Annotated in this window: 10 protein-coding genes; 4 read left to right on the forward strand and 6 right to left on the reverse strand. The window is 75.6% G+C overall.

The annotated features are described in order from the left end of the window. Positions 1-133 precede the first annotated feature (133 nt). Both ACSNOB_RS23645 and ACSNOB_RS23650 read right to left on the reverse strand, forming a co-directional pair. Positions 134-2,641 (reverse strand): bifunctional FO biosynthesis protein CofGH, encoded by a 2,508-nt coding sequence (locus tag ACSNOB_RS23645; RefSeq protein ID WP_436688627.1) that lies wholly within the window; start codon positions 2,639-2,641, stop codon positions 134-136. 63 nt (positions 2,642-2,704) lie between these two features. After that, positions 2,705-3,613: a hypothetical protein gene (locus tag ACSNOB_RS23650; protein WP_436688628.1), complete on the reverse strand. Its 909-nt coding sequence runs from the start codon at positions 3,611-3,613 to the stop codon at positions 2,705-2,707. Between the two features lie 99 nt (positions 3,614-3,712). Here ACSNOB_RS23650 and cofD point away from each other — a divergent pair, with 99 nt between their 5' ends. Continuing rightward, complete coding sequence (gene cofD / locus ACSNOB_RS23655) at positions 3,713-4,708, forward strand: 2-phospho-L-lactate transferase (protein WP_436688629.1); 996 nt, start codon at positions 3,713-3,715, stop codon at positions 4,706-4,708. Continuing rightward, positions 4,705-5,784, forward strand: coding sequence for a coenzyme F420-0:L-glutamate ligase (locus ACSNOB_RS23660; protein ID WP_436688630.1), 1,080 nt, complete (start codon positions 4,705-4,707; stop codon positions 5,782-5,784). The genes cofD and ACSNOB_RS23660 overlap by 4 nt, the downstream gene beginning before the upstream one ends. A gap of 135 nt (positions 5,785-5,919) precedes the next feature. On the opposite strand, the gene ACSNOB_RS23665 is transcribed toward ACSNOB_RS23660, so the two are convergent. Together ACSNOB_RS23665 and ACSNOB_RS23670 are read right to left on the reverse strand one after the other, a co-directional pair. Continuing rightward, the gene (locus tag ACSNOB_RS23665) at positions 5,920-6,921 is read right to left on the reverse strand and encodes a transcriptional regulator (protein WP_436688631.1); all 1,002 of its coding nucleotides are present in this window, start codon (positions 6,919-6,921) and stop codon (positions 5,920-5,922) included. 363 nt (positions 6,922-7,284) lie between these two features. After that, entirely contained in the window at positions 7,285-8,316 is a 1,032-nt protein-coding gene (locus ACSNOB_RS23670; protein WP_436688632.1) for a hypothetical protein, read from the reverse strand. A gap of 39 nt (positions 8,317-8,355) precedes the next feature. Between ACSNOB_RS23670 and ACSNOB_RS23675 the strand changes: the two genes are divergently transcribed. Continuing rightward, a complete protein-coding gene (locus ACSNOB_RS23675; protein WP_436688633.1) occupies positions 8,356-8,982 on the forward strand; it encodes an NUDIX hydrolase in 627 nt (208 codons plus the stop codon). Here the strand turns inward: ACSNOB_RS23675 and ACSNOB_RS23680 are convergent. Together ACSNOB_RS23680 and ACSNOB_RS23685 are read right to left on the reverse strand one after the other, a co-directional pair. Further along, positions 8,951-10,042 carry a mannose-1-phosphate guanylyltransferase gene (locus ACSNOB_RS23680; RefSeq protein WP_436688634.1) on the reverse strand — a complete coding sequence of 364 codons (1,092 nt, stop codon included), beginning with the start codon at positions 10,040-10,042 and terminating at the stop codon, positions 8,951-8,953. The genes ACSNOB_RS23675 and ACSNOB_RS23680 overlap by 32 nt on opposite strands. A 62-nt stretch (positions 10,043-10,104) precedes the next feature. Further along, positions 10,105-11,250, reverse strand: a complete 1,146-nt coding sequence (locus tag ACSNOB_RS23685; protein ID WP_436688635.1) for a glycosyltransferase family 4 protein — start codon at positions 11,248-11,250, stop codon at positions 10,105-10,107. Between the two features lie 152 nt (positions 11,251-11,402). Between ACSNOB_RS23685 and ACSNOB_RS23690 the strand changes: the two genes are divergently transcribed. Next, positions 11,403-12,089 carry a TIGR03089 family protein gene (locus tag ACSNOB_RS23690; RefSeq protein WP_436688636.1) on the forward strand — a complete coding sequence of 229 codons (687 nt, stop codon included), beginning with the start codon at positions 11,403-11,405 and terminating at the stop codon, positions 12,087-12,089. Positions 12,090-12,119 lie beyond the last annotated feature (30 nt).

Consider the following 12,119-nt stretch of genomic DNA (forward strand, 5'->3'; position numbering starts at 1 on the left):
GGCGCGCGCGGGCGGACCGGGTCCGGCGCGTGACGGGCGCCGCCGGCCCCGGCGAGGGGACGCCGGCGGCGGTTCTCGCCGCGACCGCCGCCGGCGTCCACTGGTACGGCCGGCGGCGGGGAAAGGTTCGACCCTACGGCCGGGGGTGACCGTATGCGGTCGTGCGCTTGCGGGCCGGGCGCCCGGCGGCCGCCGCGATGGCGACCAACTGCTCCTCGGTGCGCGCCGAGCCGTTGCCGGAGCCGGCCATCCGGGAGATCGTCTCCTCCATCAGCGTGCCGCCGAGGTCGTTGCAGCCGCCCCGGAGCATCGCCGCCGTCCCCTCGTCGCCGAGTTTCACCCAGGAGCACTGGATGTTGTCGATCCGGCCGTGCAGCAGCAGTCGGGCCATCGCGTGCACCACCCGGTTCTCCCGCCAGGTCGGCCCCGGGCGGGCGATGCCGGCCAGGTAGATCGGGGCGTTGGTGTGCACGAACGGCAGCGCCACGAACTCGGTGAACCCGCCGGTGCGGTCCTGCACCCCGGCCAGCACCCGGAAGTGCGCGAGCCACTGCGCGGGGTGGTCCACGTGGCCGTACATCATGGTGGAGCTGGACCGGATGCCCAGCTCGTGGGCCGTGCTGACCACGTCGACCCAGGCGGCGGCCGGCAGCTTGCCCTTCGTGAGCACCCAGCGCACGTCGTCGTCGAGGATCTCCGCGGCGGTGCCCGGGATGGTGTCCAGCCCGGCCTCGCGGAGCCCGGTCAGCCACTCCCGCACCGGCACCCCGGCCTTGGCGGCGGCGGTGACGATCTCCATCGGCGAGAACGCGTGCACGTGCATCCCCGGCACCCGCGCCTTGATCGCCCGCACCAGGTCGGCGTAGACGGTCACCGGCAGCTTCGGGTCGATGCCGCCCTGGAGGCAGACCTCGCTGGCGCCGGCCGCCCACGCCTCCTCGGCCCGGTCGGCGACCTGCTCCACGGAGAGCCGGTACGCGTCGGCGTCCCGCTCCCGCTGCGCGAAGGCGCAGAACCGGCAGCCGACGTAGCAGACGTTGCTGAAGTTGATGTTGCGGTTGACGACGTAGGTGACGTCGTCGCCGACCGCCGCCCGGCGCACGTCGTCGGCGAGCCGGCACAGCTCCTCCAGCGCCGGCCCGTCGGCGGCGAACAGCGCCAGCGCCGCGTCGGCGTGCCGCGGGTCGAGCAGCGCCGCGGGGTCGTCGGCCGCCAGCCGCAGCCCGGCCCGCAGGTCGCGGTCGGTCCCCGCCCCGCCGCCGGCGCTGACCTTGGTCGCCACCTCGGACCAGTCGCCGTAGACGTGGTCGAAGTCGCCGCGCCGGTCGCCGGTGCGCCCGGTGGTGTCGATGGTGGCGTGCAGATCGGTCCGGCCGCCGTACGTCTCGTCGGGCTCCTGCCAGGGACGGCCCACCGGCCGGGCGTCCTCGACGGCCAGCCCCGTCGCGGGGTCGGCCAGCGCGCCGACGTGCGGCAGCAGGCGCGGATCGAGCCACGGGTCGCCGGCCCGCACGTACTCGGGGTAGATCGTCAGCCGCTCGCGCAGGGTGAACCCGGACTTCTCCGTGTGCCGGGCCAGCTCGTCGATCTGCGGCCAGGGGCGCTCGGGGTTGACGTGGTCCGGGGTCAGCGGGGAGACCCCGCCCCAGTCGTCGATGCCGGCGCGCAGCAGGAGGTCGTACTCGCCCTCGATGAGGTTCGGCGGAGCCTGGATGCGGGCCTTCGGGCCGAGCAGCACCCGGGCCACCGCCACCGTGGCGGCCAGGTCGTGCAGCTCGGCGTCGGGCATCCCGCGCATCGCCGTGTCCGGCTTCGCGCGGAAGTTCTGCACGATCACCTCCTGGAGGTGGCCGTACTCGCGGTGGGCGCGGCGGATCGCGAAGATCGCGTCGACCCGCTCGGCGAGGGTCTCGCCGATGCCGATCAGGATGCCGGTGGTGAACGGCACCCCGACCCGGCCCGCGTCGTCGAGCACCCGCAGCCGGACCGCCGGCTCCTTGTCCGGCGAGCCGAAGTGGGGGCCGCCCGGCTCCGACCACAGCCGCGTCGCCGTGGTCTCCAGCATCATCCCCATGCTGGGCGCGACGGGCTTGAGCCGGTGCAGCTCCGACCAGGACAGCACGCCCGGGTTCAGGTGGGGCAGCAGCCCGGTCTCCTCCAGCACCGCCACCGCGCAGGCGCGCAGGTAGTCCAGGGTGGAGTCGTAGCCGCGCTCGTCCAGCCACCGCCGGGCCGCCGGCCAGCGCTCCTCCGGCCGGTCGCCGAGCGTGAACAGGGCCTCCTTGCAGCCCTGGGCCGCGCCCGCCCGGGCGATCGCGAGGACCTCGTCGCGGTCGAGGAAGGCCGCCGGCAGCCGGTGCGGCACCGTGGCGAAGGTGCAGTAGTGGCAGCGGTCCCGGCACAGCCGGGTGAGGGGGATGAAGACCTTCTTCGAGTACGTGACCACGCCGGGCCGCCCGGCCTCGCGCAGCCCGGCGTCACGGACGGCGCCGGCGACGGCGAGCAGGTCGTCCAGCGCCCCGCCCCGGGCGCCCAGCAGCGCGGTGGCCTCGTCGGCGTCGAGCGCCCGCCCGGTCGCGGCCCGGCGCAGCGCCCGCCGCACGCTCGCGTCACTCGGACCGGGCTCGGTGCGATCAACCATCCGCCCAGCCTAAGCGCTCACCGGTCCCGTGCGGGGCGCTCGGGTGCGGGCGGTGCCGCGCGGTCAGCGGGGAGCGTCGGGGTTGTCGCCCGGGTTGATGTGCTGGGTGCGGTCGGACTCGCCGTCGGTGGGGCGCGGGATGGCCTGGGTCGGCTCGACGGACTGGCGCGGGATCGCCTGGGTCGGGTCGGCCGAGGGCGGCGGCCCGAACGGCGCGGCGCTGGGCGACCCGAACGGGGGCGCGGACTGCGGCGCGGCGTTGGCCGGCGGGCCCGACGGCGGCGCCGGGTTGAACGGCGGGGTCTGCTGCGGGCCGCCGAACGGCGCGGGCTGCTGGCCGTACGGGGCGCCGTACGGGCCGGAGGCGGGCCAGGCGCCCGGCTGACCGGGAACCGGCTGACCCGGCTGGCCCGGGGCCGGGTAGCCGCCCTGCTGCTGCGGCCAGCCGGGCTGCGGCTGGCCGTACACGCCGGGCTGGGGCTTCGGCTTGGGGACGTGGTACAGGGTGCGCCAGATCTTGAAGACGACGAACGCGGCGAGCGCGAGGAGCGCCAGCCAGGCCGCCCGGGTCAGCAGGCCCAGGAAGGAGTCGAGGATCTCGCCCTCCGCCAGCCGGTCGACGGTCCAGATGAGGAGGGTCAGCACGCCGAACAGGGCGCTGAGCGCGTACTCGGCGAGCGCCACCTGGGTGATCAGTTTCGCCTTGGCCGCGGGGGGCCGCACGTGCGTGGCGAGCAGCACGGCCAGCACCGGCAGGACGACGGCCTCCAGGCCGACGAAGGCGAAGAAGGCGCTGCCCGCCCGGCCGGCGAAGGTCGTGTACTGAGCCGGCGTCAGCAACCGGATCAGGCCGACGAAGAGGAACACGGCGTTCGCGCCGAGGAGCACGAACGCGGCGAGTTCCCGCAGCGGCTTGGTCAGTTGGCTGGCCTGCGTCCCGTCGGTGGGCGCGGGCTCGGCGGGGCTGGTCACGGAATTCCCCCTCGGGGCGAAAGCGGACAGTTGCCGACGTGAGCCTAGTCTCCCCGGCCACGGGCGGATCGGAGGCGGCCCGTGCGCGAGGATGTCGACATGCGCATCGTGGTTCTGACGGGCGGCATCGGGGGCGCCCGCTTCCTGCTCGGCGTCCGGGCGTACGCCCGCGAGGTCGGCGCCGAGGTGACCGCCGTGGTCAACGTCGGCGACGACCTGCTCCTGCACGGGCTCAAGGTCTGCCCCGACCTGGACAGCGTCATGTACACGCTGGGCGGCGGCGCCGACCCGGAGCGGGGCTGGGGTCGCGTCGACGAGAGCTGGACGGTCAAGCAGGAACTGGCCGCCTACGGCGCGGAGGCGACCTGGTTCGGGCTCGGCGACAAGGACATCGCCACCCATCTGGTGCGCACCACCATGGTCAACGCCGGTTACCCGCTGCACGCCGTCACCGAGGCGCTCGCCACCCGCTGGCAGCCGGGCGTACGCCTGCTGCCGGCGACCGACGACCGGCTGGAGACGCACGTCGTGGTGAGCGGGGGCAGTGAGCCCGCGGGATCCGGGGTCGCGGACGGCGCGGCCGCACCGGACGGCGGTCAGCGGGCGATCCACTTCCAGGAGTGGTGGGTGCGCCACCGCGGCGACATCCCCACCCACCGGTTCGTCTTCGTCGGCGCGGAGACCGCGAAGCCGGCGCCCGGCGTGGTCGAGGCGATCGCCGGAGCCGACGTGGTGCTGATCGCGCCGAGCAACCCCGTGGTGAGCATCGCCCCGATCCTGGCGGTGCCGGGGCTGCGCGAGGCGGTCGCCGACGGCACCGCCCCGGTGGTCGGCGTGTCGCCGATCATCGGCGGCGCGCCGGTACGCGGCATGGCGGACCGCTGCCTGGAGGTGCTCGGGGTCGAGTGCAGCGCGGCCGGCGTGGGCCGCCTCTACGGCGGTCGGACGGCCGGCGGGCTGCTCGACGGCTGGCTCGTCGCCGAGGAGGACGCCGGCGCCCTGGTGCCGGAGGTGACGGTACGCGCGGCGCCCCTGCTGATGACCGACGAGGCGGCGACGGCGGCGATGGTCCGCGCCGCGCTGGAGTTGACGTGAGGCTGGAGATCCTGCCGGTGCCGGGCATCGGCCACGTGTCCGAGGGCGACGACCTCGCCGCTCTGATCGCCACGGCCGCGCCCTGGCTGCGCGACGGCGACGTGCTGGTGGTGACCAGCAAGATCGTCTCCAAGGCGGAGGGGCGGCTGGTGGACGTCCCGGCGGACGGGCCGGAGCGGCTCGCCGCCCGCGACGAGGTGCTGGCCGCCGAGACGGCGCGGGTGGTGGCGACCCGGGGCGCGACCCGGATCGTGCAGACGCACCACGGTTTCGTCATGGCCTCGGCCGGGATCGACGCCTCGAACGTCGACAAGACCCGGCTGGTGCTGCTCCCCGAGGATCCGGACGCCTCGGCCCGGGCGCTGCGCGCCGCCCTGCGCGACCGCTACCACGTCGACGTCGCGGTGATCATCAGCGACACGATGGGCCGGCCCTGGCGCAACGGGCTCACCGACGTGGCGCTCGGCGTCGCCGGCATGGACGCAATCCGCGACCACCGGGGCGAGGTCGACCCGTACGGCAACGAGCTCCAGCTCACCCAGATGGCGGTCGTGGACGAGCTGGCCGGCGCGGGCGAGCTGATCAAGGGCAAGTGCGACCAGATGCCCGTCGCGGTGGTGCGCGGCTACCTCGGCGCGCCCCGGCCCGACGACGGCGCCGGCGCGGCGACGCTGGTCCGGGACGCCGCGATGGACCTGTTCTCGCTGGGCACCGCCGAGGCGAAGGCCGCCGGGCTGGCCGCCGCCGCCACCCTGCCGGACGCCGCCAACCCCACCCCGCCCGACCCGGACGCGGTGCGGCGGGCGATCGCCGCGGTCGCTGGCGTGGTCGCGCCCGGCACGGAGTTCGCCCTGGTCACCGACGAGGCCGTACGCGCCGGGCTGGTCGCCGCCGTGCCCGGCTGGCCGGCGGACGCGACGGCGCTGGTGCTCGGTTCTCCGGCCGACCCGGCCGATCTGGTCCGCTTCGGCGCCGACCTGCACCGGCTGCGCAGCGCGCTGGCGGCGGAGGGCGTCGCCTCGCTCCCGCTGCCGCCGCCGGCCGGCAGTCCGGCGGCCGCCTGCCTGGCCCTCTGACGGCGCGGATCCGCTCCCGTCGGCCCGGCTGCGAACGGCGGATCCGCTCCCGCCGCCCCGCCGCTCCGCCGGCCTCCGCCAACGTGCCGGCCCGCCGGTCCGCCGGCTTCCCGGCACGCTGGCGGGGGCCGGTGCTCAGGAGTTGAGCATGGCCCGCCCCAGCGGGGTGAGGGTGTGCAACACGGTGTTGCGGTCGCGGTGGCTGACCAGGAGGCCGGCGTTGCGCAGCACGGTGGTGTGCTGGCTGGCGGCCGCCGGCGAGATGTTCAGCCGGCGGGCCACCTCCCCGGTGGTGCAGCCGTCGTCGCTGACCGCCAGCACGGCGGCCCGGGTGCGGCCGAGCAGCGCGGCCAGCGCCTCCCGCCCGGTGTCCGGCGTGCCCGGCCCGGCGCCCTCGCCGGGCGCCGGCAGCAGGCCGCCCAGCCGGTCCACCGGGTAGACGAGGACCGGCGGCAGCGCCGGGTCGAGCAGGGCGACCGGCGTGGCCGCGCAGAAGAACGACGGCACCAGCAGCAGGCCGCGCCCGTCCAGGTGCAGCTCGCGGCTGAGCGGGTAGCCGCGCACCTTGAGCACCCCGGACTCCCAGTGCATGGCGGGCCGCAGGCTGGCCAGCAGCCCCTCCACCCCGCCGTCGAGCAGCGCCCGCGCCCGCCGGGCCCGGTCGGCCTCCACGGCGGCCTGGATCCGCGCCCAGTACGGGCCGATCGCCAGGTCGCGGTACTGCTCCATCGCGTCGGTCAGGTCGTGCAGCGTGCCCGGCTCGCCCCGGGCCAGCGCGCCGGCCGCGGAGGGCAGGGTGTTGCCGGTGGCGAGCAGGGTCAGGTCGCGTTGCAGCAGCGATACGGGGGTGCCCCGGACGGCCTCCATGCCGGCCTCGAACCCGGACAGGCTCTCGTAGGGGGTGAGGAAGTCGGGGAAGTAGCCGCGGGGCGGGTTGAGCGCCAGGAGCAGCCGCAGCCCGGCGGAGCCCCTGCCCTGGCGCAGCCCCCGCGTCACGCTGCGCCGCCAGCCCGCCAGCAGCGGGTCCCGACCGTTCGGCAGCAGGTGCAGGCTGAGGACCAGTTCCCACACCGGGTCCGCCGCCGGAGCCACCCGGGTCCGGAGGATGTCCTCGGCGGAGAAATAGATCTTCAGCATGGAGCGCTCCCGTGTCGCCCGGCAGGGGGGTGCCGGTTGACCGTTGCAGCCTACCCGGACGGCACTTATCTCCGTCTTTAAGCCTGAGCTGAAAAACCTCGACGTCCCCGGCAGGGGTTCGGCATGCTTCCAGAGCCCGCACGGGGGCGGGCGCGTCGGCGACGCGCCCGCGAGCCGGGGGCCCCAGGGGGATGGGGAAGACCGACGACCGGGCGGCACCACGAGGGTCTGCGGGCCCGCTCCGCAGAGGTGCCGTCCGGTCGTCGGCCCGTCCGGTCGGCCCGACCGCTGCCGCCGCCCGGCCCGCTGCCGCCGCCCGCTCGTCCACGCGGCCGCCAGCACCCGCCCGTCGGCGTCCCGCGCTCAGTCGACCCAGAGCGCCACGCGGTGGTCCTCGTCGGTGACGTAGAAGGTGTGCCCGTCCAGCTCGGCCAGCCCCTCGACGTGGTGGAACGGCGCCAGGTCGGCCACCAGCTCGCCGGGGACCAGATGCCCGTCGCCGGGCGCGGGGAAGCGGACGTGCCGCGAGGTGACGTCGCCGCCGGTCGGATGGTCGTCGAGCAGCACCGAGCCCTTGCCGAGCGCGTCGATCGACCCGACGACCGCCGCGTAGCCGCCGTCGCTGGTCGGGGCGATCGCCCGGAAGCCAGCGAGCGCGCCGGGCGGGGTCACCCCGGTCAGGACGTACGCGCCCGCCGCCTCCGGCCAGCTCGGCGTCGGGTCGAACATGCCCGGCACGCCCGTCAACTCGACCAGGATCGGCTCGCCGTCGACGGTGACCGGGAAGCGCAGCCCGAGCAGGACGGTGCCGGCCGGCGTGAAGGCGGCGGCCTCGACGTTCAGCGGCAGGTCGTCGGGGACGAGCCGGCTGACCCAGCCCTTCGACCGGGCGGTGCCGCGCGCGACGGTCTCCCCGATGAACCGGGCCCGCACCCGCTCGCCGGGCGGCAGCGGGGTGAACGCCGCCTTGAGCAGCGCGTCGTTGACCGCCCGGTGCAGCCGGAACCGGTTGCGCACCACCCGCACCGGCAGCGTGCCACCCGCCGCGTCGTCCTCCCGGAACCGGGCCACGAAGGCACGTCGCGGGCGCAGCGGGCCGCCCTTCGAGCCGAAGTGCGAGCCGAAGACGTACACCCAGCCGTCGTGGTGGGCGAGCGCCTCGCCGTCCTCCGTGCGGCCGTTCTCGGCCCCGGCGTCGGCGGTCACGTGGTGCGCGACCCAGCCGTCGTCGCGCTCCAGCAGCAGGGCCAGGCAGCGCTCCACCGGCCCCTCGTCCAGCACCGTCCAGAAGCCGCGCCGGGCGCCGTACGCCCGCAGCAGCGCCGCGGAGCGCACCGGCAGCAGGTCGCTGGCCTCGTTGCCGGCCACGACGAATTCCAGCAGTCGCAGGGTCACCCGGCCAGGGTACGAACCGCCGGCTCGTACAGTGTCGGCATGCCCGACTCCCCCACCGCCGCCGCCGACCCCCGGACGTCTCCGCCGACCGACGCCGAGGTGTACGCGGCGCTGCACGCCGACGCCGTCGCCGCGCTTGAGCGGTGGGAGCCGACCGGCCCGGCCGCCGCCGAGGCCCGGGACCGCACGGTGCGGCTGCTGGCCGCCGGGCCGGTGGCGATGAGCCGGGCGCACCGGCCCGGGCACGTCACGGCGAGCGCGCTGGTGCTCGACGCCACCGGGTCGCGGGTGCTGCTCTGCCTGCACGGCAAGTTCCGCAAGTGGGTGCAGCTCGGCGGGCACTGCGAGCCGGCCGACCGGACGCTCGCCGGCGCCGCCCTGCGCGAGGCCGCCGAGGAGTCCGGCATCGCCGGCCTGCGGATCGACCCCGTCCCGATCGACGTGGACATCCACCCGGTGAGCTGCCAGGGCGGCTCCCTGCACTACGACGTCCGGTTCGCCGTCCTCGCCCCGCCCGGCGCGGCGGCCCGGGTCAGCGACGAGTCCGAGGCGCTGGACTGGTTCCCGCCGGACCGGCTGCCGCAGCCGCTGGCCGGCGGGACGGCGCACCTGGTCGCCCCGGCCCTGGCGACGCTCAGACGAGCCCCTCTTCGCCCCGTTCCTTGAGCTCGTCGACGATCTTCTTGACGTCCTGCGCCCGGTCGCGCGGGCAGACCAGCAGCGCGTCCGGGGTGTCGACGATGATCAGGTAGTGCACGCCGACGATGGCCACCAGCCGCCCGGAGTGCGGCACCACCACCAGCCCCGAGCTGTCCCGCAGCAGCACGCCGGGCTTGGCGTCGCCGCCGAGCACCACGTTGCCGTCGGAGTCGGCCGGCAGCACCTCGCCCAGGGTGTGGAAGTCGCCGACGTCGTTCCAGCCGAAGTCGCCGGGCACGGTGGCCACTCGCCCGGCGGTCGCCGCGCCCTCCATCACCGCGTAGTCGACGGAGATCTTCGGCAGCGTCGGCCAGACCGTGCCGAGCACGTCGTCCTGCTCCTCGGTGCCCCACGCCTCGGCGATCGCGACGATCCCGGCGTGCAGGGCGGGCTGCTGGCGGGCCAGTTCGGCGAGGAAGACGTCCACCCGCCAGACGAACATGCTGGCGTTCCAGAGGTGCCGCCCGGAGCGCAGGTACGCCTCGGCCACCTCCGCGCTCGGCTTCTCCTTGAACTCGGCGACCGGGCGCAGCGGGCCGCCGTCGACCGGGTCGCCGGTCTGGAGGTAGCCGTAGCCGGTCTCCGCCCGGGTCGGGGTGATGCCGACCGTCATGAGCAGGCCCCGCTCGGCGCCGCGTACCGCCTCCCGGACGACCTCGCGCCACCGCTCCGGGTCGCCGATGAGGTGGTCGGCCGCGAAGGAGCCCATCACCGCCTCCGGGTCGCGCCGGGCGATGACGGCGGCGGCCAGGGCGATCGCCGCGCAGGAGTCCCGGGGCGAGGGCTCCACCAGGATGTTCTCCTCCGGCAGCCCGGCCAGCTGGCGCGCCACCGCCGTGACGTGCGCGGTGCCGGTGACCACCAGGGTGCGTTCGGCCGTGGTCAGCGGGCTCAGCCGCTCGACCGTGGCCTGCAGCAGCGAGGCGGCGGAGCCGGTCAGCGGGTGGAGGAACTTGGGGTGGCCGGCACGGGACAGCGGCCACAACCTCGTGCCGCTGCCGCCCGCCGGGATGACGGCGTAGAGCATCAGCACATCATGCCCGAACCCCGCCCGCCCGGACGCCGGGTTGCCGCCCCGCCGCCCCGGCGTCAGGCGCGGGCCCGGGTCCAGGCCGCGATGTGCACCTCGGCGCTGGACTCCCAGGTGAACTCCTTGGCCCGGTCGAAACCGGCCTTGGCCAGGGACAACCGCCGCTGCTCGTCGTCGAGCAACGCCGCCAGGTCGGCGGCGATCTGGTCGGGGGCCTCGCTGGTGTACGCGACCGCGTCGCCGCCCACCTCCGGCAGCGACAGCCGGGGCGTGGTGAGCACCGGCGCGGCGCACGCCATGGCCTCCAGGATCGGCAGGCCGAAACCCTCGCCATAGGACGGATAGGCAGCCACCAGCGCCCCGCCGAGGAAGCCGGGCAGGTCCGCGTAGCGGAGGTAGCCCGGGCGGAGCAGCCGCAGGTGCGACGGCACCTCCGCCACCGCGCGGTCGATGTCGTCGTCGTGCCCCTGCCCGCCGGCGATCACCAGTGCCGGCGGGTTGTCCCGGTCGCCCACCGCCCGCGCCCAGCCGCGGATCAGGTTGGGCACGTTCTTGCGGGGCTCCTTGGCGCCGAGGAAGGCGACGTAGCTGGTGCCGCCGAGCCCCAGCCGGGCCCGGACCCGGGCCTTCTCCTCCTCGCTGGGCGCGTGGAAGGCGGCGTGGTCGACCCCGTGGTAGGCGACGTCGATCCGCGTCGGGTCGGCGTCGAGGAGCCGGATCAACTCGTCGCGGGTCGCCTTGCTCGGCACGATCACCCGGTCGGCGCGGCGCAGCGAGGTCTTGATCGCGCTGCGGAAGAACGTGCGGCGGGACTTGTCGTAGTGCTCCGGCTCGGTGAAGAACGTCGCGTCGTGCACGGTCACCGTGACCGGGCAGCCGGCGCGCAGCGGGCACGTGTAGAAGGGCGAGTGCAGCACCTGCGCGCCCACCTGCTGGGCGAGCAGCGGCAGGCCGGTCTGCTCCCAGGCGAGTCGGGCGGGGCGGTGCGCGACGGCGGCCGGGGCGGGGATGATCTCCGCGCCGGGCAGCATCCGGGTGTAGCGCTCCAGGTCGGTGCGGAGGCTGACCACGGCCAGCTCCACCCCCGACCCGCACACCTTGCCGAGGGCGCCGAGCAGGCCGTCGACGTATCGACCGACACCGCCGCGGTCGGCGGGGACACTCGTGGCGTCGATGAGCACGCGGGGCGGGCGACCGGCGGTCACGGGGCGACTCCTTGAACTGGCGGGTCTGTGGGAAACAACACTCCGGGCAAAGCCTACGCCGGGGCCCGGGTCGGACGCTGACTGCGACCCGACGGTACGCCGACTTGTCGTTGTCATCGAGTACGGCCGGTGGGGGCGTATCGTTCGCGTCGATGGCCGACAACATTGCCCGGGTCTTCGTCGACGCGATCGCGACCGACTCGACCCGACCGCTGCTGACCTGGTACGACGACGCGACCGGCGAGCGGACCGAGCTGTCCGGCGCGACGCTGGCGAACTGGGTGGCCAAGACGGCCAACCTGCTCGTCGACGAGGTGGCCGTCGGTCCCGGCGACACCGCCGGGGTGCTGCTCCCGCCCCACTGGCAGACCGCGGCGGTGCTGCTCGGATGCTGGTCGGCCGGGCTGCGGGTGGCCGACACGCCGGGCGACGTGGACGTGCTCTTCGCCGCCTCCGCCCGGCTCGCCGAGGCGGACGCCTGGTCGGCCGGCGAGCGGTACGTCCTCGCCCTCGACCCGTTCGCCCTGCCGATGCGGCAGGTTCCGCCCGGCTTCGCCGACTACGTCTCGGTGGTGCGCGCGCACGGGGACCACTTCACCCCGTACGCCGCCGGCCCGGACGACACGGAACTGCTGGCCCGCGCTGCCGCCCGTGCGGGCGCGCTCGGCATCGCGGCCGGCGACCGGGTACTGGTCGACACGGCCGCGTACCCCGACCCGGTCGACTGGTTGCTCGCTCCGCTGGCGGCCGGCGCCAGCGCGGTCCTCTGCGCCAACCTCGACCCGTCCCGCGTGGAGCCCCGCGCCGCGACGGAGAAGGTCACCCGAACCCTCACCTGACTGACCCACCCACCGTCCCGCCCCTCACCC

This window comes from Micromonospora sp. URMC 106 (genome assembly GCF_051386395.1).
GTDB lineage: Bacteria > Actinomycetota > Actinomycetes > Mycobacteriales > Micromonosporaceae > Micromonospora.

What these genes read in the sequence shown, in the direction of transcription:
- ACSNOB_RS23680 (WP_436688634.1), bottom strand. Translation starts at nt 10,042, where the DNA reads ATGCTCTACGCCGTCATCCCGGCGGGCGGCAGCGGCACGAGGTTGTGG.
- ACSNOB_RS23665 (WP_436688631.1), bottom strand. Translation starts at nt 6,921, where the DNA reads ATGCTGAAGATCTATTTCTCCGCCGAGGACATCCTCCGGACCCGGGTG.
- cofD (WP_436688629.1), top strand. Translation starts at nt 3,713, where the DNA reads ATGCGCATCGTGGTTCTGACGGGCGGCATCGGGGGCGCCCGCTTCCTG.
- ACSNOB_RS23690 (WP_436688636.1), top strand. Translation starts at nt 11,403, where the DNA reads ATGGCCGACAACATTGCCCGGGTCTTCGTCGACGCGATCGCGACCGAC.
- ACSNOB_RS23675 (WP_436688633.1), top strand. Translation starts at nt 8,356, where the DNA reads ATGCCCGACTCCCCCACCGCCGCCGCCGACCCCCGGACGTCTCCGCCG.
- ACSNOB_RS23645 (WP_436688627.1), bottom strand. Translation starts at nt 2,641, where the DNA reads ATGGTTGATCGCACCGAGCCCGGTCCGAGTGACGCGAGCGTGCGGCGG.